Annotated in this window: 23 protein-coding genes and 1 pseudogene; 18 read left to right on the top strand and 6 right to left on the bottom strand. The window is 72.2% G+C overall.

Features of this window, described 5'->3' with window-relative positions:
- Window positions 1-40 precede the first annotated feature (40 nt).
- Both dnaJ and ABZY44_RS08650 read left to right on the top strand, forming a co-directional pair.
- Window positions 41-1,234, top strand: coding sequence for a molecular chaperone DnaJ (dnaJ, locus tag ABZY44_RS08655; protein WP_356651337.1), 1,194 nt, complete (start codon window positions 41-43; stop codon window positions 1,232-1,234).
- Window position 1,235: 1 nt separating this feature from the next.
- Window positions 1,236-1,682 (top strand): helix-turn-helix domain-containing protein, encoded by a 447-nt coding sequence (locus ABZY44_RS08650; protein ID WP_215031169.1) that lies wholly within the window; start codon window positions 1,236-1,238, stop codon window positions 1,680-1,682.
- 142 nt (window positions 1,683-1,824) lie between these two features.
- On the opposite strand, the gene ABZY44_RS08645 is transcribed toward ABZY44_RS08650, so the two are convergent.
- A complete protein-coding gene (locus ABZY44_RS08645; RefSeq protein ID WP_356651335.1) occupies window positions 1,825-2,865 on the bottom strand; it encodes a helix-turn-helix transcriptional regulator in 1,041 nt (346 codons plus the stop codon).
- A gap of 308 nt (window positions 2,866-3,173) precedes the next feature.
- On the opposite strand from ABZY44_RS08645, the gene ABZY44_RS08640 reads away from it, so the two are divergent.
- Window positions 3,174-3,485 carry a (2Fe-2S)-binding protein gene (locus ABZY44_RS08640; RefSeq protein ID WP_356651333.1) on the top strand — a complete coding sequence of 104 codons (312 nt, stop codon included), beginning with the start codon at window positions 3,174-3,176 and terminating at the stop codon, window positions 3,483-3,485.
- Between the two features lie 146 nt (window positions 3,486-3,631).
- Here ABZY44_RS08640 and ABZY44_RS08635 read toward each other — a convergent pair whose 3' ends face one another.
- Window positions 3,632-4,060: a TIGR03618 family F420-dependent PPOX class oxidoreductase gene (locus ABZY44_RS08635; protein ID WP_356651331.1), complete on the bottom strand. Its 429-nt coding sequence runs from the start codon at window positions 4,058-4,060 to the stop codon at window positions 3,632-3,634.
- Window positions 4,061-4,172: 112 nt separating this feature from the next.
- Here ABZY44_RS08635 and clpB point away from each other — a divergent pair, with 112 nt between their 5' ends.
- Together clpB and ABZY44_RS08625 are read left to right on the top strand one after the other, a co-directional pair.
- Window positions 4,173-6,785 (top strand): ATP-dependent chaperone ClpB, encoded by a 2,613-nt coding sequence (clpB, locus tag ABZY44_RS08630; protein ID WP_356651329.1) that lies wholly within the window; start codon window positions 4,173-4,175, stop codon window positions 6,783-6,785.
- 213 nt (window positions 6,786-6,998) lie between these two features.
- The gene (locus ABZY44_RS08625) at window positions 6,999-7,553 is read left to right on the top strand and encodes a YbjN domain-containing protein (RefSeq protein ID WP_356651327.1); all 555 of its coding nucleotides are present in this window, start codon (window positions 6,999-7,001) and stop codon (window positions 7,551-7,553) included.
- Window positions 7,554-7,632: 79 nt separating this feature from the next.
- On the opposite strand, the gene ABZY44_RS08620 is transcribed toward ABZY44_RS08625, so the two are convergent.
- Window positions 7,633-8,880 carry a hypothetical protein gene (locus ABZY44_RS08620; RefSeq protein WP_356651325.1) on the bottom strand — a complete coding sequence of 416 codons (1,248 nt, stop codon included), beginning with the start codon at window positions 8,878-8,880 and terminating at the stop codon, window positions 7,633-7,635.
- 491 nt (window positions 8,881-9,371) lie between these two features.
- On the opposite strand from ABZY44_RS08620, the gene ABZY44_RS08615 reads away from it, so the two are divergent.
- Complete coding sequence (locus tag ABZY44_RS08615) at window positions 9,372-9,725, top strand: prevent-host-death family protein (RefSeq protein WP_356651323.1); 354 nt, start codon at window positions 9,372-9,374, stop codon at window positions 9,723-9,725.
- Complete coding sequence (locus ABZY44_RS08610; protein WP_356651321.1) at window positions 9,722-10,072, top strand: hypothetical protein; 351 nt, start codon at window positions 9,722-9,724, stop codon at window positions 10,070-10,072. Before ABZY44_RS08615 ends, ABZY44_RS08610 begins: the two co-directional genes overlap by 4 nt.
- Before the next feature lie 74 nt (window positions 10,073-10,146).
- On the opposite strand, the gene ABZY44_RS08605 is transcribed toward ABZY44_RS08610, so the two are convergent.
- Entirely contained in the window at window positions 10,147-11,349 is a 1,203-nt protein-coding gene (locus ABZY44_RS08605; protein ID WP_356651319.1) for a pyridoxal phosphate-dependent aminotransferase, read from the bottom strand.
- Between the two features lie 706 nt (window positions 11,350-12,055).
- On the opposite strand from ABZY44_RS08605, the pseudogene ABZY44_RS08600 reads away from it, so the two are divergent.
- The 10 genes and pseudogenes from ABZY44_RS08600 to ABZY44_RS08555 all read left to right on the top strand — a co-directional run.
- A pseudogene (locus tag ABZY44_RS08600) lies at window positions 12,056-12,559 on the top strand (DUF2617 family protein); the annotation flags it as partial.
- Between the two features lie 290 nt (window positions 12,560-12,849).
- Window positions 12,850-14,496, top strand: coding sequence for a polyamine aminopropyltransferase (locus ABZY44_RS08595; RefSeq protein ID WP_356651317.1), 1,647 nt, complete (start codon window positions 12,850-12,852; stop codon window positions 14,494-14,496).
- Between the two features lie 219 nt (window positions 14,497-14,715).
- On the top strand, window positions 14,716-15,696 hold the full coding sequence (locus ABZY44_RS08590) for an SRPBCC domain-containing protein (RefSeq protein WP_356651315.1): 981 nt from the start codon (window positions 14,716-14,718) through the stop codon (window positions 15,694-15,696).
- Window positions 15,697-15,722: 26 nt separating this feature from the next.
- On the top strand, window positions 15,723-16,511 hold the full coding sequence (locus tag ABZY44_RS08585) for an aldose 1-epimerase (RefSeq protein WP_356651313.1): 789 nt from the start codon (window positions 15,723-15,725) through the stop codon (window positions 16,509-16,511).
- A 21-nt stretch (window positions 16,512-16,532) separates the two neighbouring features.
- Window positions 16,533-17,072, top strand: coding sequence for an orotate phosphoribosyltransferase (gene pyrE / locus ABZY44_RS08580; RefSeq protein ID WP_215031217.1), 540 nt, complete (start codon window positions 16,533-16,535; stop codon window positions 17,070-17,072).
- 245 nt (window positions 17,073-17,317) lie between these two features.
- Complete coding sequence (gene fbaA / locus ABZY44_RS08575; protein ID WP_215031220.1) at window positions 17,318-18,340, top strand: class II fructose-bisphosphate aldolase; 1,023 nt, start codon at window positions 17,318-17,320, stop codon at window positions 18,338-18,340.
- A 178-nt stretch (window positions 18,341-18,518) separates the two neighbouring features.
- Window positions 18,519-18,932, top strand: coding sequence for a DUF3151 domain-containing protein (locus ABZY44_RS08570; RefSeq protein ID WP_356651311.1), 414 nt, complete (start codon window positions 18,519-18,521; stop codon window positions 18,930-18,932).
- A 220-nt stretch (window positions 18,933-19,152) separates the two neighbouring features.
- Window positions 19,153-20,001 carry a tryptophan 2,3-dioxygenase family protein gene (locus ABZY44_RS08565; RefSeq protein ID WP_356651309.1) on the top strand — a complete coding sequence of 283 codons (849 nt, stop codon included), beginning with the start codon at window positions 19,153-19,155 and terminating at the stop codon, window positions 19,999-20,001.
- Complete coding sequence (gene kynU, locus ABZY44_RS08560) at window positions 19,994-21,250, top strand: kynureninase (protein ID WP_356651307.1); 1,257 nt, start codon at window positions 19,994-19,996, stop codon at window positions 21,248-21,250. Before ABZY44_RS08565 ends, kynU begins: the two co-directional genes overlap by 8 nt.
- Before the next feature lie 170 nt (window positions 21,251-21,420).
- Window positions 21,421-22,314: an alpha/beta hydrolase gene (locus ABZY44_RS08555; protein WP_356651305.1), complete on the top strand. Its 894-nt coding sequence runs from the start codon at window positions 21,421-21,423 to the stop codon at window positions 22,312-22,314.
- A 108-nt stretch (window positions 22,315-22,422) separates the two neighbouring features.
- Here ABZY44_RS08555 and ABZY44_RS08550 read toward each other — a convergent pair whose 3' ends face one another.
- Window positions 22,423-22,911, bottom strand: a complete 489-nt coding sequence (locus ABZY44_RS08550) for a carboxymuconolactone decarboxylase family protein (protein WP_356651303.1) — start codon at window positions 22,909-22,911, stop codon at window positions 22,423-22,425.
- Window positions 22,912-23,084: 173 nt separating this feature from the next.
- Window positions 23,085-24,368: an adenylosuccinate synthase gene (locus ABZY44_RS08545; protein ID WP_356651301.1), complete on the bottom strand. Its 1,284-nt coding sequence runs from the start codon at window positions 24,366-24,368 to the stop codon at window positions 23,085-23,087.
- Window positions 24,369-24,552: 184 nt separating this feature from the next.
- Between ABZY44_RS08545 and ABZY44_RS08540 the strand changes: the two genes are divergently transcribed.
- On the top strand, window positions 24,553-25,506 hold the full coding sequence (locus ABZY44_RS08540; protein WP_356651443.1) for a diacylglycerol kinase: 954 nt from the start codon (window positions 24,553-24,555) through the stop codon (window positions 25,504-25,506).
- Window positions 25,507-25,834: the final 328 nt, after the last annotated feature.

Below are 25,834 nucleotides of genomic sequence, written 5' to 3'. Positions count from 1 at the left end.
GACCCGCGCGACACGAGGCACGAGAGGAGGGACACCGGGGATGAGCACGAAGGACTTCGTCGAGAAGGACTACTACAAGGTCCTCGGTGTCCCCAAGGACGCCACCGAGGCCGAGATCAAGAAGGCGTACCGGAAGCTCGCCCGCGAGTTCCACCCGGACGCCAACAAGGGCGACGCCTCGGCCGAGGCGCGCTTCAAGGAGATCTCCGAGGCGAACGACATCCTCGGTGACGCCAAGAAGCGCAAGGAGTACGACGAGGCGCGCGCCCTGTTCGGCAACGGGGGCTTCCGCCCCGGGCCGGGCGGGGGCGGCAACTCGTTCAACTTCGACCTCGGCGACCTCTTCGGGGGCACGCAGCCGGGCGCCGGCGGCGGCGCGGGCGGCGGCTTCGGCGGCGGTCTGGGCGATGTCTTCGGCGGCCTGTTCAACCGGGGCGGAGCCGGCCCCGGTGCGGGGACGCGGACCCAGCCGCGCCGCGGCCAGGACATCGAATCGGAGGTCACCCTCTCCTTCACGGAGGCGGTGGACGGGGCCACGGTCCCGCTCCGGATGTCCTCGCAGGCGCCCTGCAAGGCCTGTTCGGGCACCGGCGACAAGAACGGCACGCCCCGCGTGTGCCCGACCTGTGTCGGTACCGGCCAGGTCTCCCGGGGCAGCGGCGGCGGCTTCTCGCTGACCGACCCCTGCGCCGACTGCAAGGGCCGCGGCCTGATCGCCGAGACGCCCTGCGACATCTGCAAGGGCAGCGGCAGGGCCCGCAGCTCCCGGACCATGCAGGTCCGGATCCCGGCGGGGGTCTCCGACTCCCAGCGGATCCGGCTGCGGGGCAAGGGCGCTCCGGGTGAACGCGGCGGCCCGGCCGGCGACCTCTACGTCGTCGTCCACGTCGACGGCCACCCGGTCTTCGGCCGCAAGGACGACAACCTCACGGTGACTGTTCCGGTGACGTTCGCGGAGGCGGCGCTGGGAGCCGACATCAAGGTCCCGACCTTGAACGGCCCCTCGGTGACGCTGAAGCTGCCGCCGGGCACCCCTGGAGGGCGCACGATGCGGGCCCGCGGCAAGGGCGCGGTCCGCAAGGACGGCACCCGCGGCGATCTGCTGGTGACGGTGGAGGTCGCGGTCCCGACCGAGCTGAACGACAAGGCCCGCGAGGCCCTGGAGCTGTTCCGCGACGCGACGGAGTCCGAGGACCCGCGCGCCGCGCTGTTCGAGTCCGCGAAGGGAGCATGACATGGACGGCCGCCGTAGGAGCCACTACCAGCTCACCGACGACACACCGGTCTACGTGATCTCGGTGGCCGCCCAGCTCTCGGGCCTGCATCCGCAGACCCTGCGCCAGTACGACCGCCTCGGCCTGGTCTCCCCGGACCGCACGGCCGGCCGCGGCCGGCGCTACTCGGCCCGCGACATCGAACTGCTCCGCACGGTGCAGGCGCTGTCCCAGGACGAGGGCATCAACCTGGCGGGCATCAAACGGATCATCGAGCTGGAGAACCAGGTCGCCGCCCTCCAGCAGCGCGTGGCCGAGCTCTCCGCCGCGGTCGACGGCGCCGCCGCCGTCCTCCAGCAGCGCGAGGCCCAGGTCCACGCCTCGTACCGGCGGGACCTGGTCCCGTACCAGCCGCCGGTGCCGGGCAACGCGCTGGTGGTCTGGCGTCCCAAGCGCCCGCTGGACTGACGCAGGAGTGAGGCGTAAGGCCCCGATCGCACGGCGATCGGGGCCTTCGTGCTCTTGCGGCCCCTCGGACCCTCCTCGGACCCTCCTCGGACCCGCCTCGGACCCTCCTGGGGCCTTTCTCGCGGCTCTCCCGCGGCTCTTCCTACGGCTCGTCCGGGTGCAGGGCGCTCAGCCGCCCGGGTTCCTTGAGGATCCCCGACTCGGCGATGAGGAAGCCGAGCTGCGCGCGGCTGCCGCTGCCCAGCGCCGTCGCCAGTTTGGCGATGTGGGCGCGGCAGGTCCGCACGTTCATCCCGAGCCGGCGCGCGATCGCCTCGTCCACGTGCCCCTCGATGAGGAGTTGGGCGATGGAGCGCTGCACGCCGGAGATACCATCCGGCTTGTGCGTGTACGTCACCTCTTCGCGCAACGGCACGGCGCGGCGCCACAGTTGCTCGAACACCTTGATGAGATAGGCCACCAGGCCGGGGTGGCGCAGCTCCAGTGCGACACGCCGGTCGTCGCTCGCGGGGATGAACGCCACGGTACGGTCGAACACGATGAGACGCTCGATGAGTTCCTCCAGCGTGCGCACCTCCACCTTGCCCGTGGAGATGCGGTCGACGTACGCGAGGATGCCCTGGCTGTGCCGCGCGGTGTGCTGGTAGAGGGTGCGGATGCTCACGCCGCGGTCGATGAGCGGCGCGTCCCGCTCCAGGGCCTCCGTGAGGACGAAGGAGGACCGGCCTCCTCCCGGCTGGACCGTGAGCATCTCCGTGTGACACTCGGCAGTGGCCAGATCGAGGGCGGCGTTGATCTGGTCCAGGCCTTCGAGCACGGTGATGGCGTGGGTGTTGGCCGGACTCTGCGCACTGATGGTCAGGAACGGCTCGAATGCGTCGGTGAGGTCCACGGCGACGCGCCGACGGTCCTGGATCTCACGTTCGATCGGATGGAGCCGTTGTGCGAGTGCGACGGACGGGGGAACCGCGCGAAGCTGGTTGGCGTCATCCGGGTCGGGCCGCAGAAGGGCGAATTCGAGCAGGCAGGGGGCGTGCTCGATCTCGGCGCGGGCCACCCGGCCGGTGCTCAGAGCGACGGCGTAGAGCCGCGCTCCCTCGTCGCACATTGACGTGACGGGGTGGGGATGTGTCTGATTTGTGTCGTTTCTTGGCAAATCTCCACCCCCCAGGGTCCTGAACATGTAAGAACATGATGCATCGTCCCTGTGGCACTGACGTGCCTGAATGAGCCATCGTCTGTCACGCGGGGGAGAGGATTCCATCAAGTGAGGACGAAGCCGACCATGTACAAGAAAATGCTTCGCTCGGCGCTTGCCGTTGTTTTCTCCGCCGTTGCGGTCTTTGGGGCAGTAAGCGCCGCGAGCGGGGACACGGGGAGCAAGCAAGCGGACAGCGGCTGGGATCGCGTGGCCGTGAAGCAGCCGACCGGCCCCCTGGTGGCCAGTCCGGGGGACAGCGGTTGGGACGTTGCGCCCATGAAGGTTTCCTGATGACCCCCGACGACCGCGGCTTCCGCCGCGAAATGGCCTCCGCGTACCGGTCCGGCTGGCAGTTCATCGATCTCACGAGCGCCATTCCCTATGCCGGCGACTCGCTGAAGGTCACCCTCTTCGGTCAGCCGATCGTCGTGGTCCGCGAGGAGGACGAAGACGTCCGCGCCTACAGGTGCCTGCGTCGCCCGCGAGGCGCGCCGCAGCCCGTTCGCTGCGAGATCCGCTACGGAATGGTCTTCGTCAACCTGGATCAGCGTGACCACCAGCTCTTCGAACCCGAAACCAGTGCCACCCCCCGCAGTGCCTGACGCGATTCCCCCGTCGTCGCAGATCGCTCAGGCGCTACCCCCACACAACGGCGCCATCGTGGACCTGACCACGATGGCGCCGTTGTGATGTGCCTGTCCAGTAGGGGAACCGGACAGGTTCGAACCGGCCGTCCGCGGCCTTCCGCTCACGCCCGCCCCATGGCCCGCTCCAGGGAGATCTCCATGACCACCCGGTCCGGGTTCGGCGAGGGCGTGCGGCCGTAGCGCTCCGCGTAGCGCCGTACCGCCTCCGCGACCGCGGCCTCGTCCGTGCGGATCACCGCGCGGCCCTCCAGCGTCGCCCAGCGACGCCCCTCCATCTGGCAGACCGCCACCCGGGCCCCGCCCCGCGGGCCGGCCTGCGCCGCCAGGACGTTGCGGATCTTCTTGCTGTTCTTGTTGCTGATCACCCGTGCCAGCCCGGCCTCCGGGTCGTACGTCACGCCCACCGGCACCACGTGCGGGCTGCCGTCGGGGCGCGGGGTGGTCAGCGTGCAGACGTGCCGCTCCCGCCAGAAGGCGAGGTACTCGGGCGTCGGGTTGAGTACGTCATGGGCTGTGCTGGTAACCGGCATGCGGGAAGGGTACGTCTCGCCACCTTGAGTGGAATAGACTCAACTTTATGCACGTTGTGCATGTAAAGCGCATGCGCCGTAGCCGATGCCGTACGGAAGGGAGAAGCCGCCCGTGGATGCCGAGCTGACCAACAGGAGCCGGGACGCGCTCAACGCGGCCACCAGCAGGGCCGTCAAGGACGGACACGCGGAGCTGACCCCCGCGCACCTGCTGCTGGCCCTGCTCGCCGGCGAGGACAACGAGAACGTCACCGATCTGCTGGCCGCGGCCGACGCCGACCAGGCAGCCGTCCGCGCCGGCGCGGAACGGCTGCTGGCCGCCCTGCCCAGCGTCACGGGCTCCACGGTCGCGCCCCCGCAGCCCACCCGCGAGCTGCTCGCCGTACTGGCCGAGGCGGACGAGCGGGCCGGCGGGCTCGGCGACGAGTACCTCTCCACCGAACACCTGCTCATCGCCATCGCCGCCAAGGGCGGCGCGGCCGGCGAGCTCCTTTCCGCCCAGGGCGCGACCGCGAAGAAACTGCTGTCCGCATTCGAGACCTCAAGAGGAGGGCGGCGGGTGACCTCCCCCGACCCCGAGGGCCAGTACAAGGCCCTGGAAAAGTTCGGCACCGACTTCACGGCGGCCGCCCGCGAGGGCAAGCTCGACCCGGTCATCGGCCGGGACCAGGAGATCCGGCGCGTCGTCCAGGTGCTCTCGCGCCGCACGAAGAACAACCCGGTGCTCATCGGCGAGCCCGGCGTCGGCAAGACCGCCGTGGTCGAGGGGCTGGCCCAGCGCATCGTCAAGGGCGACGTCCCCGAGTCCCTGAAGAACAAGCGCCTCGTCTCGCTCGACCTCGGGGCGATGGTCGCGGGCGCCAAGTACCGCGGCGAGTTCGAGGAGCGGCTCAAGACCGTCCTCGCGGAGATCAAGGCCAGCGACGGCCAGATCGTCACCTTCATCGACGAGCTGCACACGGTCGTCGGCGCGGGCGCCGGCGGGGACTCCTCCATGGACGCGGGCAACATGCTCAAGCCCATGCTGGCCCGCGGGGAGCTGCGGATGGTCGGCGCGACGACGCTCGACGAGTACCGCGAGCGGATCGAGAAGGACCCGGCGCTGGAGCGGCGCTTCCAGCAGGTGCTGGTCGCGGAGCCGAGCGTCGAGGACACGATCGCGATCCTGCGCGGGCTCAAGGGCCGCTACGAGGCCCACCACAAGGTCGTCATCAACGACAGCGCGCTGGTGGCCGCGGCGACCCTCTCCGACCGCTACATCACCTCCCGCTTCCTCCCCGACAAGGCCATCGACCTCGTCGACGAGGCGGCGTCCCGGCTGCGCATGGAGATCGACTCCTCCCCGCTGGAGATCGACGAGCTCCAGCGCTCGGTGGACCGCCTCCGGATGGAGGAACTGGCGCTGAAGAACGAGTCCGACCCGGCCTCGCTCGAACGCCTGGAGAAGCTGCGCAAGGACCTCGCGGACAAGGAGGAGGACCTGCGGGGCCTCACCGCCCGCTGGGAGAAGGAGAAGCAGTCCCTCAACCGGGTCGGCGAGCTCAAGGAGCGCCTGGACGACCTGCGCGGCCAGGCCGAGCGGGCCCAGCGCGACGGGGACTTCGACACGGCGTCGAAGCTGCTCTACGGGGAGATCCCGGAGCTGGAGCGCGAGCTCGCGGAGGCCACCGAGGAGGAGGCCGTCAAGGCAGGTTCGAAGACGGCCGCCACTGCGAAGGACAGCATGGTCCGGGACGAGGTCGGGCCGGACGACATCGCCGACGTGGTCGGCGCCTGGACCGGCATTCCGGCCGGCCGCCTGCTGGAGGGCGAGACCCACAAGCTCCTGCGGATGGAGGAGGAGCTGGGCCGCCGCCTGATCGGCCAGGGCGAGGCCGTACGGGCCGTCTCGGACGCCGTGCGCCGCACCCGCGCCGGCATCGCCGACCCGGACCGGCCGACCGGCTCGTTCCTCTTCCTCGGCCCGACGGGCGTGGGCAAGACCGAGCTGGCCAAGGCCCTGGCCGACTTCCTCTTCGACGACGAGCGGGCCATGGTCCGCATCGACATGTCGGAGTACGGCGAGAAGCACAGCGTCGCCCGGCTCGTCGGCGCCCCGCCCGGGTACGTCGGCTACGAGGAGGGCGGTCAGCTGACGGAGGCCGTACGGCGCCGGCCGTACTCCGTGGTGCTCCTGGACGAGGTGGAGAAGGCCCATCCCGAGGTCTTCGACGTCCTGCTCCAGGTCCTCGACGACGGGCGCCTCACGGACGGCCAGGGCCGCACGGTGGACTTCCGCAACACCATCCTGATCCTGACCTCCAACCTGGGCAGCCAGTTCCTCATGGACCCGTCCACAGGTGTGGACGAGAAGAAGGCCAGGGTCCTGGACGTGGTCAGGGCCTCCTTCAAGCCGGAGTTCCTGAACCGCCTCGACGACCTCGTGGTCTTCTCCGCCCTCAGCGAGTCCGAGCTGGCCCACATCGCCGAACTCCAGATCGGCCGCCTCGCCCGGCGCCTGGCCGAGCGCCGCCTCACCCTGGACGTCACGCCCGAGGCCCTGGCCTGGCTGGCGGACAAGGGCAACGACCCGGCGTACGGTGCCCGGCCGCTGCGCCGCCTGATCCAGACGGCGATCGGCGACCGGCTGGCCAAGGAGATCCTCTCCGGCGGGGTCAGGGACGGGGACACGGTCCGCGTCGCCGTGGCGGGCGACGACCTGCTGGTCGGGAAGGCGGCCGTCTAGGTCGTCCCACGGGAAGAGACGGTCCGGACCCGCCCGGGGGCGCCGGCTCCCGAGGAGGGCGCCGGCACCCCCGAACCGGCCCTCGCGCGGCCATCCGGCCCGCTTACCGGGCCCCTACTCCTGTCCGCCCGGAGCGGATCGCCCCTGCGGGGGTGGACACGGGGTGGGCACGATGGGGGAGGATGGCCGCATCCGCACGAAGGGAAGTACACGGTGAGCATCGACCCGGCCTCGATTCCGAACTTCGGGGGGCAGCAGCCCGACCCGCAGGCCACAGGACCGGCGGGCCCCGTCGTCCCCGACCAGGATCTGGTCAAGCAGCTCCTGGAGCAGATGGAGCTCAAGTACGTCGTCGACGACGAGGGCGACCTCGCGGCGCCGTGGGAGGAATTCCGCACGTACTTCATGTTCCGCGGTGAGGACGAGCAGCAGGTCTTCTCCGTGCGGACCTTCTACGACCGCCCGCACAAGATCGACGAGAAGCCGCAGCTCCTCGAGTCGATCGACGACTGGAACCGCCGCACGCTGTGGCCGAAGGTCTACAGCCACACGCACGACGACGGTTCCGTCCGCCTGATCGGCGAGGCGCAGATGCTGATCGGCACCGGCGTCAACCTGGAGCACTTCGTGTCCTCCACGGTCAGCTGGGTCCGCGCGTCGATCGAGTTCGACAAGTGGCTCGTCGAGCAGCTCGGCCTCGAGGCGGACGTCGACTCCGCCGGCAAGGACGAGGACGGCGAGAACGGCGGCGACGGCGAGACCAACTAGGTCCCGCTCCGCCCTCACGGCACTGCGGCGCCGCCCTCACGGCGCCGCGGCGCCGCCCTTCCCCGTGGAGACACGGGGTCTACGGCGCCACCCCGGTTCCGAGCAGCAGGTACGGCCCGTACCCGTACGAGAGCCCGGCCAGCACCACGGTCACCACGACGGCGGTGCGCGGCCGGGCTCTCGCCATGACGGCCGCCAGTGGCAGCAGCAGCGGGAACGCGGGCAGCAGGAAGCGCGGCTTCGACTCGAAGAAGCCCGCCCCGCCGTACGTCATCGCCAGGAGTACGCCGGTGTACACGAGCAGGGGCAACGGCACGGTCCGGTCCGCCGCGAGCAGTCCGGCGAGCACCAGCGCTGCCGCCAGCAGGACCACGGTCGCCGTGGTGGCCAGCTCGACGTCCGCGGTCAGCGCGTGCCGGGCGGAGCGCAGCGCCGCCGCGCCGAAGTCGAAGCGCGAGCCCCAGCCGCTCTGGACGGCGAAGTAGCCGCCGAGCGGATCGCCGCGGCGGACGCCGACGAGCAGGACGTACGAGGCCCAGCCCGCGGGCGCGGCCAGCGCGGCGGCCCACACCCCCGCGGACACGCGGCCCCGCCGCCGCCAGATCTCGTACGCGGCGGCCGCCACGACCGCGGCGGCCACCGCGATCCCGGTGGGCCGGGTCAGCCCGGCGAGCACGGCCAGCCCGGCGGCCCAGCCCCAGCGGCCGCGCAGCAGGGCGTACAGGGCCCAGGCGGCGAAGGCGGCCAGCAGGGCCTCGGTATAGGCGAGGGTCAGCATGAGCGCGTGCGGCAGCACGGCCCACAGCGCGACGAGCAGCACCCCGCCGCGCGCTCCCAGGAGCCGTTCCCCGACCCGGTACACCCCGACGGCCGCGGCGCCCGCGGCGGTCCAGGCGACGACGAGGGCCGCCGCGGCCAGGGGGCCCGGCAGGACGGCGGAGGCGCAGCGGATGAGGACGGGGTAGAGCGGGAAGAAGGCGGAATCGCTCTGCAGGGAGCCGATGCCGGGGTACATCTGCGTCCGCCCGTAGCCGTACTCGGCGATCCGCAGGTACCAGACCGAGTCCCAGGACTCCCCGAGCAGCCGCACGGGGCTCCGCCCGGTCCACCAGGCCAGGGCGGCGACCACGAGCACCCCGAGCCCGCGCACGGCGGCGAACACGCCGAGCGCGACGAGGGCGCCCGGGGCCGGCCCGCGAGGGGACCGTATGCCGTCCGGGGCGGCCTCCGGCGTGCCGCCGGTGCCGCCCGCCGTGCTGCTGTCCGGCGTCCGGCCGGCGGTGTCGCCTGTCGCGCCGCCCGGCGTGCCGCTCGACACGGTGGCCATGTATCCCGACTTCCCTCGTGTGGCGTGCGTACGGAGGAACACTACGAGGGCGGGGCCCCGGGGGCGGCCCGGCCGCGCGGGGGCGGGCGGGCGCGGGCCCGGAACCGCGGGCTCGGTCACGGATCTTCGGCGGCAGCGTGACACGGCAAGGAGCGCGCGGAGGGGTCGGGCGAATTTCATGCGGGCCGTCCTCGGCTGTCCCAGGCACCCCTAGCACGTTCCGGCGCCGCGATGAAGGTCCCGCCGACCCAGACGACCATCCAGGTGCCTCCCCGTCGACATGCTGAGGCTGGTTTGAGCGTCCTCGGAGCATTCACTCAGCACTGGAAATCAGACCACGATCTGAGTACAGTCTGAGTATGAGCCTTGCTTACCTGGGAGCCGAGCCCGAGTCGGTTTCGTTCACGGATCTGTCGAGAAACCCGAAGGCCGTAGCCGCCCGGGCCGCTGCCCTCGGTGCTCTGCGCGTCACACATCGGGACGCACCCGACATGGTGCTGACGACCGCGCGGCATGCGGAACGCACCGAGGAGAACCTCACGACGGCGTCACGGCTCTTCCTCGCGCTCATGAAGCACGATGACGGGGCCCGGTCGCTTCTGCTGGCCCTGCCCGAGGTCTTCCCGTGGGTGCGGCACCTGGACGACGAAGAGATGCGCGCGTTCACCGTGGAGCTCCTGGAAGCGCTTTCGGATGCGGCAGAGCTGGGTGCCCGGGAGGCCGTGCACCGTGCGCTGGTGTCCTGGAGGGCGACGGCTCGTATCAACGCTGATCCGGAGCAGCTCAAGGAAGCTCTGCGTCCGCTCGGCGGGGATGACCTGGGGCCGGTCGAGGTGAGCGGGTGAGCCCCAAGAAGGGCGATCGTGTCAGTGTTCCACCCCTGAGCGGCTGGAACGTGGTCTTCGGGGCCACGGAGGCGGTGACCGGCTGGGAGGAGCTGTGTCGCGTGGCGCTGCCCAGCGCCCACAGATGCCTGGAGGCGTTGCGCGCCGACCCGCTGTCGCGTGACAACTGGAACCGTCAGCACCAGCTACGCGGGAGGCTCGCCACCAAGGAGTGGAAGGGCTCGGCGCTGGAGCAATGGGAGTTCGAGGTTACGAGTGGCGGCCGCGTGCGCTACCTGGTCAGCCCCGAGACGTTGACCGTCATCCTGGTCTACGCATCCACGCGGCACCCCAAGGACACCGAGTAGCTCGTAGTTCCCGTACAGCACGGGCCCCGGCTGAAAGGCCGGGCCCTGTGCCTGCACGTCCATCTGGCTCGCGCTCAGTGAGCCAGCCGACCGAGGCGCTCAACCGCCTCTTCCAACACAACCGTCCGCTTGCAGAAGGCGAAGCGGACCTGGCTGCGGCCGGCGTCGGGGTCGTCGTAGAAGACGGAGTTGGGGATGGCGACGACACCGCAGCGTTCGGGGAGGTCACGGCAGAAGGCGTAGGCGTCCTTCTCGCCGAGGGGTGTGATGTCGGTCGTGATGAAGTACGTGCCCTGGGGCTGGTAGACCTCGAACCCGGCCGCGCGCAGCCCGTCGCCGAGCAGGTCGCGCTTGCGTTGCAGGTCGGCGCGGAAGCCGTCGTAGTACGCGTCCGGCAGGGCCAGCGCCTCCGCGATCGCGTACTGGAAGGGCCCCGAGGACACGTACGTCAGGAACTGCTTCGCCGAGCGGACCGCCGTGACCAGCTCCGGCGTCCCCGTCAGCCAGCCGACCTTCCAGCCCGTGAAGGAGAAGGTCTTGCCGGCGGAGGAGATCGTGACCGTGCGCTCCCGCATGCCCGGCAGGGCCGCCAGCGGGGTGTGGGTGCCCTCGAAGACCAGGTGCTCGTACACCTCGTCCGTGATGACCAGCAGGTCGCGGGAGACGGCCAGCTCCGCGATCGCGGCCAGCTCCGCGGACGTGAGCACGGTGCCCGTCGGGTTGTGCGGGGTGTTGAGGAGCAGCAGCCGGGTCCGCGGGGTCACCGCGGCGCGCAGCGCGTCCACGTCGAGGCGGAAACCGGGCGCCCGCAGGGTGAGCGGGACGCGGACGGCGCCGGCCATCGCGATGCAGGCGGCGTACGAGTCGTAGTACGGCTCCAGGGCGATGACCTCGTCGCCGGGCTCCAGGAGGGCCAGGAGGGAGGCCGCGATGGCCTCGGTGGCGCCCGCGGTGACGAGGACCTCGGTGTCCGGGTCGTAGGTCAGGCCGTAGAAGCGCTGCTGGTGGGCGGCGATCGCGTGGCGCAGTTCGGGGACGCCGGGGCCCGGCGGGTACTGGTTGCCCCTGCCGTCGCGGATCGCGCGGACCGCGGCTTCCGCGATCTCGGCGGGGCCGTCGGTGTCGGGGAAGCCCTGGCCGAGGTTGATCGATCCGGTGGCGGTGGCCAGCGCCGACATCTCCGCGAAGATCGTCGTGCCGAAGGCCGCCAGGCGGCGGTTCAGGAAGGGGCGGTCGGGGCCGTTGCTGCTTGCGGGTGCGGTCACGGGAGCGCTCATGGCCGCCATCCTGCGCGGAAGCTCTGGACTTGCTCAAGTGTGCTTTGGGCCGCGCGTGCTCCGGGCATTCCCCCTGCACGCGGGACATCCAGCTCCCGCACCCCGGCGGACCGGGGGCGAAGAGGGGGTCGAGGAGATGGTTCTCGGAGCAGTGATCTTTGTGGCCGTCGTCGTGGCGATCGTCCTGACGGTGGTCAAGACCGGCGGCGGGGGCGGCGGCAGCGGCAGCGGCGGGGACAGCGGCGGTGGCGGCGGCTGGTGGGCCGGCGGCGGTGATGGGGGGTCCTCCTGCGGCTCTTCCTCCTCCTGCGGCTCTTCCTCCTCGTGCGGTTCGTCCTCCTCGTGCGGCGGCGGCGGAGGATGCGGTTCGAGCTGACACGGGGCAGCGCGGTTGCGTGTACGTGAGGCGCCCGGCGGGGACAACTTCCCTCGGGCGTCTTCTTGTTCGGGCGTTCCCACCGCGTATTACGGCGTACGGGCGGCATGTGGTTGAACACGTGAACCGGGTAGCCCCCGAGGGGATGTAAACCCCGTCAAGTTGGGTAAAAACGCTGTGAGTGCCGTGCCTTTCATGATTCCCTCGGTTGAGTAGACCAGTCCCCGGACCTCCCGGGACTTCCTGTGGACCCGTGCCGGTGTCCCCCACCCGTTGACCACCGCTGGCGGGCCCCGGCCCATCTCCCTCGCGTGTTTGCGGAGCCGACTCATGCTCACGACCCTCCAGACCACCTATACCGACACGCGTGCCGCCGACCTCGCCTGGGCCCTGGGGAGGGAGCGGCTGCCCGCCCTGGCCGTACTGAATCTCGAACTGGCGGGCGCCAAAGTTGAGTTGCGCCTGCTGGGGGCCTCTCATCAGGTGCTCCTGGAAGAGGGTGACGTGCTCTGTTCGGAGACCGTCGCCTGTATGCCCGGGAGCAGCACACCGCTGCCGCTGGGCGTGGCCAAACGGGTCGGCGACTGGGAGTACGAGTTCGCCGCGCGGGTCGAGACCCTCTCGCGCGGCTCCTTCGCCGGGCGGGCACAGGAACTGCTCGCGCTGGTCGCGGATCACCCGAACGGGCTCGCCGGGACCTTCCCGGGCAGCCCGCACGCCTTCACCGCCATGCTCGCGCAGCGCTACGAGGGCCAGGTGCGGTGGCGGACCTGGCACGCCTACCCGCAGGAAGGGCAGCTGGTGGCCACCCGCACCCGCGTCGGCGTACGCATGGGCCCGGCGGGCCAGGCGGGGGCGGCGAGCGCGGGCGCGGCCGCGATCGGCGGCGCGGCGGACCCCGGCGGCGCGGCGGACCCCGGCGGCCCCGAGGGCCGGGCCGGCGCCCGAGCGGGGGTTCCCGCCCGAGTTCCTGCCGGAGCTCCCACCGGAGCCTCCGCCGGCGGGTCGCCGGCGCTCATCTAGGCCGCGCTGCCGAGCCGTTACGCCAACTGCCCTAACCAGTACGCCACTTACACCCATGTGGGTGACTGGATGCGAGCGGGCGATAACGTACGGTTCGCTGCATGATCGACCGTTCCGCCCCGCGCGGGGTGCTCCCGGCTCCGGAACCGCGCGGTGCGGGCCGCCTCCCCGCCGCCCTGCCCGTACGGCCGCGGACCGGCCGGCTCCTCGTCCTGGCCACCGTGTTCATCTGCGCGGCCTGCGGGCTCGTGTACGAATTGGAGCTGCTCGCCCTCGGCTCGTACCTCATCGGTGACTCCGTCACCCAGGCGTCGGTCGTGCTGTCCGTCATGGTCTTCGCCATGGGCGTCGGCTCCCTGCTCGCCAAGGCGCTGCGCGACCGCCCGGCCTTCGGGTTCGCCGCCATCGAGTCGGCTCTGGCGCTCCTCGGCGGGCTCTCCGCCATGGCGCTCTACGCGACCTTCGCCTGGCTCGGGGAGTCCCGGCCCGCGCTCGTCGCCTTCTCCTTCGCCATCGGCGTGCTCATCGGCGCGGAGATCCCGCTCCTGATGGTCCTCATCCAGCGCATCCGCAGACAGGACGCGGGCGGCGCCGTCGCCGACCTGTTCGCCGCCGACTACGTCGGCGCCCTCGTCGGCGGCCTCGCCTTCCCGTTCCTGCTCCTGCCCCTCCTCGGCCAGCTCACCGGAGCCCTGCTCACCGGCACCGTCAACGCCGTCGTGGGCGGCGGCCTCGTCCTGTGGCTCTTCCGCCGCGATCTGAGCCGGCGCGCCCGCCGGCTGCTCGTCGCAGGCAACATCTGCGTCCTCGTCGTCCTCGGCTGCGCCACCGTCCTGGCCGACGACTTCGAACGCGTCGCCCGCCGCGCCGTCTACGGCGCCGAGGTCCGGGTCGCCGTCCAGACCGGCGTCCAGGAGCTCGTCCTGACCGGCCCCGCGACCGGCTCCCCGCGCGACCTCGAGTTCTTCCTCGACGGCCGCCTGCGGGTCAGCGGCTACGACGAGTACCGCTACCACGAGGCCCTCGTCCACCCCGCCATGACCGGCCCGCACGGCCGGGTCCTGATCCTCGGCGGCGGCGACGGCCTCGCCGCCCGGGAGATCCTGCGCTACCGGGACGTCTCCTCCGTCACCGTCATCGAGCTCGACCCCGGAGTCGTCCGGCTCGCCCGCACCGACCCGATGCTCTCCGCGCTCAACGGCCGGGCGTACGAGGACCCGCGCCTCGGGGTCGTCACCGAGGACGCCTTCCGCTGGCTGCGCGGACCCGCCGCCCGGCGCCGCTTCGACGTCATCGTCTCCGACCTGCCCGACCCCGGGATCACCCCCAGCACCAAGCTGTACTCCCAGGAGTTCTACGGGCTCGTCGGCCGGGCCCTGAGCCCCGGCGGACGGCTCGCCGTCCACGCGGGACCGCTGGCCACCCGGGCCCGTTCGTTCTGGACCGTCGAGGCCACCCTGCGCGCGGCCGGCCTGCGCACCGTCCCCTACAGCACGGGCGGACGTCTCTCCGGCTACGCCGCGGGCCCCGACCGGGTGCTCGGCGCGGGCGCCGGGGCCGCGCCCCCGCAGGACTGGGGCTTCGTCCTCGCCGCCCGCGAGCGCGTCCCCGCGCTGCGCGTGGACCGGGACACGCCCGCCCTGCGCTCGCTCTCCGCGCGGTCCCTCGACGACGCCGCCCGCGACGCGGAACGCACCCGGGTCCCCGGCCTCCCGCCGTCCACCCTGCCGCACCCGCGGTACTCCTAAGGACTGTCCCGCAATCCCCGGCGGGCGCACGACGCCAGCTACGGCACCTCGCCGCGTTGTCGGAACGCCCGAATACGCCCAATATGGGGGCGCTCCTCCGCCCTGCGATGCACCGCATCTGACGCCGTGCGCTGACCCACCGGGGATTGCGCGACAGCCCTTAGACCCGGCTTCGCCGCCTCACTGACGGGAAGCGGCCGCATCGGTAGGCTCGACCGCATGGAGCATCAGGTGTTCGTTCCGGTCCCCGCCGCCGATGTCCGCGCCGTGCTGCGCGACCCCGCCCGGGTGGCGCGCTGCGTGCCGGGGCTCCAGCAGGCCGCCGAGACCGGCGCCGGGCCGCTGTCCGGCCGGCTCAAGGTGCGCGTCGGCGGGCACACCGTGACCTACCGGGGGTCCCTGTCCGTCACCGAGCGGGACCCCGACCACTTCGTGGTCGACGGGGAGGGCGCGGAGGTGCGGGGCAGCGGCAGCGTGAAGCTCACCCTCGCGCTCCGGCTGGCCGAGGCGGACGGCGGCACCCGGCTGGAGTTCACCGGGGAGGGCGCCGCCGACGGCCGCGCCGCCGGCTTCACCCCCGAGGCCGCGGCCACCACCGCGCACCGGCTCCTGGACCGGGCCGCCGGGCACCTCGCGGCACTGGCGGTCGACGACGGGCCGCCCGCCGGCAGGGCCGACGGTGCCGGCGTGGCCGATGGTGCCGATGAGGCCGGTGGCGCCGACGAGGCCGCCGGCGCGCCCGACGGGCCGTCCGACGGCGAACGGCCCGGCGACCGGGCAGCGCGCGACGCGATCACCGGCGACGTCGTGTCCGAGTCCGAGGAGGAGCCCGAGGACCCGGACGACGAAGGGCCCGACGACGCCGGCGAGATCACCGAGATCACCGCGTCCGTGTTCGACACCGAGGTCCCGCCGCCCTCGCTGGACCCCTTCCTGGAAGGCACCTTCGACGGCATGGCCGAGCTCGGTGACCTCGGGGGCCCGCCGCGCCCGCCCGCCGAGGCCGCGCACGCCCGGCGCACGATGATCGGCCGCAGCGCGGAGGAGGTGGATCACGCCCCCCCGCGCGGCCGCTACGCCCCGGTCCCCGCGCCCGCCTCCGCCGTCGCGAACGCCGACCTCCGCTGGCTCGCCCCGGCCGTCGCCGTGGCCGTGGCCTCGGCGGTCCTCCTGGGCCGGGCCCTGCGCCGCCGTCGCTGACCCGCCGGGCCTACTAAGGTCAAGCCATGAGTACGCAACTGCGCGCCGGCGGCGCCGAGGTGACCATCGACCAGGAGAACGGCTGCCGGATCAGCAGTCTGCGCGTCGACGGGACGGAACTGCTGCGGCAGGGGGCCCACTACGGCTCCTTCCCGATGGTTCCCTGGTGCGGCCGCACCAGGAACGGGCAGTTCCAGGACGGGGCGACCCTCCACCAACTCCCGCAGAACCAGCCGCCGCACGCCATCCACGGCTTCGGCCGCGACGCCGCCTGGCGACTCGCCCGCGCCACCGACACCGAGGCCGCGTTCACCTACCGGCTCGCCGACCCGTGGCCGTACGAGGGCGTGGTCACCCAGCTCTTCGAGCTCGGCGAGAACGGGCTGACCCTGACCCTGGGGATCGAGACGTACGAGGACTCCTTCCCGGCGCAGGCCGGCTGGCACCCCTGGTTCCGGCGCAACCTCGGCGCCGGCGGGGCCGACGTCCGCATCGACTTCGCAGCGGGCTGGCAGGAGGAGCGGGGCGAGGACCACCTCCCCACCGGCAACCGCATCGACCCCCGGCCCGGCCCGTGGGACGACTGCTTCGGCATGCCCTACGGGGTCGACGTCACCCTGACCTGGCCCGACGCGCTGGAGCTGAAGGTCACCAGCCGCTCCGAATGGGTGGTCGTCTACGACGAGGAAGCCGAGGCCGTCTGCGTGGAGCCGCAGTCCGGGCCGCCGAACGGCCTGAACACCCTGCCGCAGCTGGTGACCCCGGTGGACCCGCTGGAGATCTCCACGACGTGGAGCTGGCGGCGGCTCGGATAGCCCGCAATTAAGCTCATGCCCATGAGTGACGTACGCGATGAGCTTCTGCAGCAGATCAAGGACAAGGCCGTCGTGCACGGCAAGGTGATCCTCTCCTCCGGCCGCGAGGCCGACTACTACATCGACCTCCGCCGGATCACCCTGGACGGCGAGGCGGCCCCGCTGGTCGGGCAGGTCATGCTCGACCTCACCGCCGACCTGGAGTTCGACTGCGTCGGCGGACTGACCCTGGGCGCCGACCCGGTCGCCACCTCGATGCTGCACGCCTCCGCCGCGCGCGGCGCGCGCCTGGACGCCTTCGTCGTCCGCAAGGCGCAGAAGGCGCACGGCATGCAGCGCCGCATCGAGGGCACCGACGTGAAGGGCAAGCGCTGCCTGGTGGTCGAGGACACCTCTACCACCGGCGGCTCCCCGCTGACCGCCGTCGAGGCCGTCCGCGAGGCCGGGGGCGAGGTCGTCGCCGTCGCCACGATCGTGGACCGCGGTGCGGCCGACGCCATCGCCGCGGCCGGCCTGCCCTACCTCACGGGCTACCAGCTGGACGATCTCGGCCTTTCCTAGACGCCGGTCCGTTCCTTCGGACGACGGGCGACTTAGGTCCCGGGAGTCCGAGAGAAGGCGCTGACCTGCTCTTTTTCGGCCGGGTGGAGTGTTTCACGTGAAACACTCCACCCGGCCGCACTGCTGTTGCGCCGCCGCCGAGGTGGAGTGGGCCCGGGAGTCTGGAAAGATGGCCACGACGGCAACGTCGACCCAGGTCAGGGCCAGCAATAAGCACACTCCCCGCACATCCAAGGAGCGGACAGATGCCCATCGCAACCCCCGAGGTCTACAACGAGATGCTCGACCGGGCGAAGGCAGGCAAGTTTGCCTACCCGGCCATCAACGTGACCTCGACCCAGACCCTGCACGCTGCGCTGCGCGGCTTCGCGGAGGCCGAGAGCGACGGCATCATCCAGATCTCCACGGGTGGTGCGGAGTTCCTGGGTGGCCAGTACAACAAGGACATGGTCACCGGCGCCGCCGCCCTGGCCGAGTTCGCGCACATCGTGGCCGCCAAGTACGACATCACCGTCGCGCTGCACACGGACCACTGCCCCAAGGACAAGCTGGACGGCTACGTCCGCCCGCTGCTCGACATCTCCGCCGAGCGCGTGGCCCGCGGTCTGAACCCGCTCTTCCAGTCGCACATGTGGGACGGCTCCGCCGAAACCCTGGCCGACAACCTGGCCATCGGCCAGGAGCTGCTCGCCAAGGCCGCCGCCGCGAAGATCATCCTCGAGGTCGAGATCACCCCGACCGGCGGCGAGGAGGACGGCGTCAGCCACGAGATCAACGACGAGCTGTACACCACCGTCGACGACGCGCTGCGCACCGCCGAGGCCCTGGGCCTGGGTGAGAAGGGCCGCTACCTGCTGGCCGCCTCCTTCGGCAACGTGCACGGCGTCTACAAGCCGGGCAACGTCGTCCTGCGCCCCGAGCTCCTCAAGGACCTCCAGGCCGGCGTCGGCGAGAAGTACGGCAAGTCCTCGCCGTTCGACTTCGTCTTCCACGGCGGCTCGGGCTCCACGGCCGAGGAGATCGCCACCGCGCTGGAGAACGGCGTCGTGAAGATGAACCTCGACACCGACACCCAGTACGCCTTCACCCGCCCGGTCGTGGACCACATGTTCCGCAACTACGACGCGGTCCTGAAGGTCGACGGCGAGGTCGGCACCAAGTCGAAGTACGACCCCCGCACGTGGGGCAAGGCCGCCGAGGCCGGCATGGCCGCGCGCGTCACCGAGGCCTGCGCGAACCTGCGTTCCACGGGCACCAAGCTCAAGTAGTCGCCCGCGGCCTCATGTCCCGGGCTTCGAGCCGTGAGGCGTGAGCCCTGAGCCCTGAGCCCTGAGCTGTGAGCTGTGAGGAAGGGCCTGGCCCCGCCGTCCCCGGACGGCGCGGCCGGGCCCTTCCCGCATGCCGCGTGCCGCGCTGTCCCGCGTCCCGATCCCGCAGACTGTGGGCATGTCCATTCACCAGAACCTGCTCGGGGGCCCCGCCCCCACCCACCTCCCCGACGAGCCGGGCCGCGCGGCCATCGCCGCCGGGACCCCCGCCGTCGAGGTCGCGGCCGCGCACCCGACCTCCTCCCTCGCCTGGGCGCTCCTCGCCGACGAGGCCTTCGCCGCCGGCCGCACGGTCGAGTCGTACGCGTACGCCCGCACGGGCTACCACCGCGGCCTCGACGCGCTGCGCCGCGCGGGCTGGAAGGGGCACGGCCCGGTGCCGTGGGAGCACGAGCCCAACCGCGGATTCCTGCGCGCCCTGAACGCCCTGGCCCGCGCGGCCGGCGCGATCGAGGAGAAGGAGGAGTACGAGCGCTGCTCGACCTTCCTGCGCGACTCCTCCGAGACGGCCGCGGACGTCCTCGCGGTCTGAGGTCCGTAGGCCCGGATCCGGGGGCCGTGCGCAAGCGTTCCCCCGGACGGGCGGGCGGGTCCCTGACCGGACCCGCCCGCTCGCGGAATGTGACGTACCCCACTCACTATTGAAGCCCTGCCGGAAGTCGGTCCTATGATGCGGACAGGGGACCGGAGCTCCACTCACCTCACCGGAAGGAGCGGACCGCTACCCGGAAGCACGTATCGAGGAGACAGCGATGTCGCACGCCCTTGATGCCTCCGGAGACGGCGGTTCGGACACCCCGAACCTCGACTTCGCCGGCACGACCCCCTACGAGGACTACGTCCAGGCGGACGTCCTCACCCACCTCCAGCAGCTGCGGTCGGACGACCCCGGCGAGATGGTCTTCCTGGTCACCACCCAGGTCATGGAGCTGTGGTTCACGGTCATCGTCCACGAGTGGGAGACCGCGGCGAAGGCGCTGCGCGAGGACTCCCTGCCCGTCGCGATGGATGCGCTGAAACGTTCCCTCCGCGAGCTGGAGGCCCTCAACTCCTCCTGGCGGCCCCTCGCACAGCTCACCCCCGGCCAGTTCAACGCCTACCGCTCCGCCCTCGGCGAGGGCTCCGGCTTCCAGTCGGCGATGTACCGCCGGATGGAGTTCCTGCTCGGCGACAAGTCCGCCTCCATGCTGGTCCCGCACCGCGGCGCGCCGCGCGTCCACGCGGAGCTGGAGAAGGCGCTCCACGAGCCGAGCCTCTACGACGAGGTCCTGCGCCTCCTGGCCCGCCGCGGCCTCGCGGTCCCGCAGGCCGTCCTGGACCGCGACCTCGCGCAGCGCTACGAGCCCTCGCCGGACGTCGAGGCCGTCTGGACCTCCCTGTACGCGGACCCGGACGCCCACACGGACCTGCACCGCCTCGGCGAGGTCCTGACGGACGTCGCGGAACTGGTCTGGCGCTGGCGCAACGACCACCTGGTGGCCACCCGCCGGGCGATGGGCGCGAAGACGGGCACCGGCGGCTCGGCCGGCGTGGCCTGGCTCGAGAAGCGCGCGACGAAGAACGTCTTCCCGGAACTGTGGACGGCGCGCAGCCATGTCTGACACCCCCACGTCCGACGGTCGTACGTCCGGGGACCTCGCGTCCGACGCCCTCGCGTCCGACGTCCGGGCGCGGCGTGCCGCGGAGCTGGACGCCGCCGACGAGCTGGCCGGGCTCCGCGCACGCTTCACGCTGCCCGAGGGCGTCGTCTACCTGGACGGCAACAGTCTCGGCGCGCTCCCGGCCACGGTCGCCGCACGCGTCGCGGAGGTCGTCACGGAGCAGTGGGGCCATCAGCTCATCCGCTCCTGGAGCGAGGGCGAGACCCCCTGGTGGACGGCCCCCGAGCGGATCGGCGACCGGCTGGCCCCGCTCGTCGGCGCCGCTCCCGGACAGGTCGTCGTCGGCGATTCGACCAGCGTCAACCTCTTCAAGGCCCTGGTCGGCGCGGCCCGCCTGGCGGGGCCCGGCCGGACCCGGCTGCTGGTGGACGCCGCCACCTTCCCGACCGACGGGTACATCGCCGCGTCGGCGGCCCGGATGACCGGCCTCACGGTCACCCCGGTGGACCCGGCCACCGCGGCGGCGGCGATGGGGCCCGACACCGCCGTGGTCCTCCTCAACCACGCCGACTACCGCACCGGCCGCCTGCACGACCTCCCCGCCCTCACCGCGGCCGCCCACGCGGCCGGCGCGGTGATCGTCTGGGACCTGTGCCACACGGCAGGGGCCCTGCCCGTCGACCTCGACGCGCACGGCGTCGACCTCGCGGTGGGCTGCACGTACAAGTACCTCAACGGCGGCCCCGGCGCCCCCGCGTACCTGTACATCGCCGCCCGCCACCAGTCCGCCTTCGACTCCCCCCTGCCCGGCTGGAACGGCCACGCGGACCCGTTCGCGATGACCCCTTCCTACGAGCCGGCGCAGGGCGTGGCCAGGGGCCGGGTCGGCACTCCGGACATCCTGTCCCTGCTCGCCCTGGACGCGGCCCTCGACGCCTGGGACGGGGTCCCGGTCGAAGCCGTACGGGCGAAGTCGCTCGCGCTGACGGACTTCTTCCTCGACTGCGTGGCGGCGTACGTCCCGGCGGGGGCTGTCGAGGTGGTCACGCCCACCGACCACGGCCACCGTGCCAGCCAGGTCTCGCTGCGCACGCAGGACGCGTCGGGGGTCATGCGCGAGCTCATCTCCCGCGGTGTGATCGGGGACTTCCGCGCCCCCGACATCCTGCGCTTCGGATTCACCCCGCTGTACGTCGGTTTCGCCGACGCGGAGCGGGCGGCCCGCACGTTGGGTCACATTTTCGGGTGAACCGGTAGCGAAACGTCACATCACCGCGCGGGCGGGGCGACGGCCCCGCCCGCGCGCGTATCGCCTCGGGCCGCCACGGACGGGCGTGTTCCGGCCTGATACGGTCCCGCTCTGCCGGATCACCGGAACATCTGTCCCCCCTGTCCCACGCGTTACCGGAGGTTGAGCCGATGACGGACCCCGCGGTCGAACGGGACGCCGCCGAGGCGGCCTCGGCCTTCTCCCACCCGCCCGTGGCTCCCGACGCGACGGCCGCCTACGGTGAACACCCCGACCAGGTCGTCGACTTCTACGCCCCGCGCGACGGGACCACCGCCGGCCCCGCGCACGGCGCTCCGCTGGTCGTCGTCCTGCACGGGGGAGCCTGGCGCGCCCCCTACGACCGGCAGCACATCACCCCCTTCGTGGACTTCCTGGCCCGCCGGGGCTTCGCCGTCGCCAGCGTCGAGTACCGCCGGGGCAGTTCGCTGCCCCACCAGGACGCCGAGGGACCCGTCGCCGGCCGCTGGCCGGACACCTTCGACGACGTGGCCGCCGCGCTCGACGCCCTGCCGCGGCTGGCCGCCTCCGCGCTCCCGCAGGCCGACCCCCGCCGGACGGTCCTGACCGGCCACTCGGCCGGCGGCCACCTCGCCCTGTGGGCGGCCGCCCGGCACGTGCTGCCGTACGACGCCCCGTCCGGCTGGCGACTGGCGGCCCCGCCACCGCTGCGCGGCGTGGTGGCGCTGGCCCCCATCGCGGACTTCACGGTCGCGGAGGAGCTGGGGGTGTGCGGGGGCGCTTCGGCGCAACTGCTGGGGGGCGCGGAGACCTTCGGGGAACGGCGTCCGTACGCGGATCCGGCGGCGCTGCTCCCGACGGGCATCGCGACGGTGGTGGTCCAGGGGCGGACCGACATCGTGGTGCCGGAGGAGGTGTCCGAGGCGTACGTGGCGGCCGCCGCGCAGGCGGGGGAGACGGTGGGCCTCACGCTGCTGGACGGGGCCGGTCACTTCCCGCTCATCGACCCGGCGGCGGACGCGTGCGCGGTGGTGGCGGAGGAGATCGCGCAACTGGCCTGGTAGCGGCCGGCGGCGCGACGCGGCATGGAGGGTGGCACGGGGCGGAGGGCGGCGCCGGCCCGGACCGGACGGCCCGGACCGGCCCGGACCGGCCCCGGGGGGCTCGGCCCGTCAGTCCCACTGCTGGTCGGCCAGCGAGGTGACCGGCCTCGGCTTGCCGATGACGGCCAGGGCGATGAAGAAGTTGATCTGGCCGATCGCGATGGTGAGGGTGGTCAGGGCCTTCTCGTCGTAGTGCCGGGCGACCTCGGCGTACAGCGCGTCGGACACGCGCTCCTCGCCGTGCGGGGCGGGCTGCAAGGTCGCTTCGAGCAGGGCGAGCGCGGCCCGCTCGGCGTCGGTGAAGAAGGGGGAGTCCATCCAGGACGAGACGGAGGTGATCCGCTCCTCGGACTCTCCCGCCTTGCGCAGGGTCGCCGTGTTCAGGACGGTCAGGTAGGTGTTCCCGACGATCTGCCCGGCCCGCAGGTGGACGAGCCCGAGGGTGGTGCGCGGTACGGAGCGGTTGCCGGTGGCCCGGAAGAGCGCGGCGCTGATGTCGTTCAGCTCGGGGACGATCGCGGTCGGGTCGGGCATCCGCGAGACCTTGGTGTCCGTCATGGTGGTTCTCCTTCGCGTCGGCGTCTTGCAGCACTGACGGACGGGGGACCACGGATGTGACGGGTTCGGGAAAATTCTTTCCCGCGGAGAGACCGGGCAGGCGGAAGGGGCGGTGCGCCGTCCGGCGCACCGCCCCTTTCACGTTCGTTCGCGTTCTGCCCGGAGGCCGGGTCCTACAGGAACGAGTTGATCTCGATCGTCTCGGTGCGGCCGGGGCCGACGCCGATCGCGGAGATCGGGGCGCCCGACATCTCCTCGAGGGCCTTGACGTACGCCTGGGCGTTCTTCGGGAGGTCCGCGAAGGTCTTGGCCTTGGTGATGTCCTCGGACCAGCCGGGGAGGTTTTCGTAGATCGGCTTCGCGTGGTGGAAGTCCGACTGCGAGTACGGGAGCTCCTCGACGCGCTTGCCGTCGATCTCGTACGCGACGCAGACCGGGATCTCCTCCCAGCCGGTCAGCACGTCCAGCTTGGTGAGGAAGAAGTCCGTCAGACCGTTGACGCGGGTCGCGTAGCGCGCGATCGGGGCGTCGAACCAGCCGCAGCGGCGGTCGCGGCCGGTGGTCACGCCGCGCTCGCCGCCGATGCGGCGCAGCGCCTCGCCGTCCGCGTCGAAGAGCTCGGTCGGGAACGGGCCGGCGCCGACACGGGTCGTGTACGCCTTCAGGATGCCGATGACGCGGCTGATCTTCGTCGGACCGACGCCCGCACCGGTGCAGGCGCCGCCCGCGGTCGGGTTGGAGGAGGTGACGAAGGGGTACGTGCCGTGGTCGACGTCGAGCAGGGTGCCCTGACCGCCCTCGAAGAGCACGACCTTGTCCTGGTCGAGCGCCTTGTTGATGATGAGGGTGGTGTCGGCGACGTACGGCTTGATCTGCTCCGCGTACTGGAGCATCTCCTCGACGATCTGCGACGGGTCGATCGCGCGGCGGTTGTACAGCTTCGCGAGGAGCTGGTTCTTGCCCTCCAGCGCCGCTTCGACCTTCTGGGTGAGGATCGACTCGTCGTACAGGTCCTGGACCCGGATGCCGATGCGGTTGATCTTGTCCGCGTAGGTCGGTCCGATGCCGCGGCCGGTCGTACCGATCTTGCGCTTGCCGAGGAAGCGCTCGCCGACCTTGTCGAGCGTGACGTTGTACGGCGTGATCAGGTGCGCGTTGCCGCTGAGGAGCAGCTTGGAGGTGTCGATGCCGCGCTCGTTGAGGCCGCGCAGCTCGGAGAGCAGGACGGCCGGGTCGACGACGACGCCGTTGCCGATGACCGGGGTGCATCCGGGGGACAGGATGCCGGAAGGGAGGAGGTGCAGTGCGTACTTCTGGTCGCCCACGACGACCGTGTGGCCGGCGTTGTTGCCACCCTGGTAGCGCACTACATAGTCAACGGATCCACCGAGCAGGTCGGTGGCCTTTCCCTTGCCCTCGTCACCCCACTGAGCTCCGAGCAGCACAAGAGCGGGCACAGGCGTACACCTCTTCCGGATGGGGCATGTCCAAGGTCAGGGGGCGTACGACGATGTACACCGCAGGCTGAGCCGTCGGACCGGTACCCCGGAATAGACGAAGGCCCTGGCGCAATAGCGCAAGGGCCTCTTGCACAAAGATGCTACCCGAGGAAGGACCGAGGTGTCGGCTCCAGAGCCCACCATGAGCCATGCGGGCGCGCCGGTAGGCGGCCTGCTCGTGCTCGTCGACCCGGTCGCCCGCCGTCTTGACGGCGAGTCGGTGCGAATCGCGAAAGATGTTCTGTCAGCGGGAGCCACGGCGAAGATCTGCCTCCCGGACTCGCAGGAGGAGTTTGCGCGGGCTCTCGCCCGCCGGGGTCATCGCAGGCCGGTGATCGTGGGCGACGACCGGGCGCTCGTCCGGGCGGTCGGCCTGCTGCACCGGGAGCGGGCGCTGGGCGAAGGGGCCCTCGCGCTGATTCCCGTGGGGCCGCCGGGGTCGCTCGGACTCGCGAGCCAGCTGGGCGTGCCGCTCTCGGCCGTCTCGGCCGCGCGGGCGGTCCTGGACGGGACCGTCGGCATGCGGGACCTGCTGGTCGACGACAGCGACGGGGTGGTGCTGGGCGGGATCGGCATCCCGTCGGTACGGCCCGTGCCGCGGCCGGCCGGGCCGTCGGTGTGGAGCGCGTACCGCTCGCTGGTCCGCACCCTCGTCCGGCCGCCGGGGGCGGCCTCTGCGGCCTCCCGGTCCTCGGGCGGGTTCGCGGGCGACGGTCACCGGCTGCGGGTCGAGGCGGACGGGGTGGTCATCGCGGATGTGGACCGGCTGGTGGAGGACGTCACCGTGACGGCGCGGGAGGGCGACGGGCTGGCGGACGTCCAGGTCCGTCTGGTCGGGACCGGGGGTGCGGGCGCCTCCGGCGGGGGGCTGGCCGAGAGCTTTGGCGTCGTGGGAGTCGGCGTGGGCGTGGGCGTTGGACCGGCCGGGAGCCCGGGCGGGGACGACCGGGTGGTGCGGGTGCGGGCGACGACCGTGACGGTGTCCGGCTCGGACTTTCGCTACCGCGCCGATGCCGCCGTCACCGGCCCGGTCCGCCGCCGTACGTGGACCCTGCGCCCGGCGGCGTGGGGCCTGACGCTCCCGCCGCAGCGCTGAGCGGGCGGCTGACCGTGGCGGTCCGCGGGGCGGAGTCCGGGGCGGCCCCTGGGGCGGAGCGCGGGGCCGACCCGGGGAGCGTGCGATGAGGCCGCCTGGCGGGTCGGACGGGTCGGGCGGGTCGGGCGGGCTCGGGGGGTCTGATCGGCGGGGTCTGCCGGGTCTGCCGGACCTGAGTGGTCCGCCTGGGCCACCGGACCTGCATGGCCCGCCGGACCTCCATGGTCTGCCCGGCCGGTCTGGTCGGTACGGCTCGGCGGAGTCACCCGGTCTGCCCGAGCTGCCGGACCCGTCGGACCCGTCGGACCCGTTGGATCTGCAGGTTCTG

This window comes from Streptomyces sp. NPDC006544 (assembly GCF_040611715.1).
GTDB lineage: Bacteria > Actinomycetota > Actinomycetes > Streptomycetales > Streptomycetaceae > Streptomyces.
Note: the sequence above shows the minus strand (reverse complement) of the source record. Positions and strands in the feature narration are given on the sequence as shown.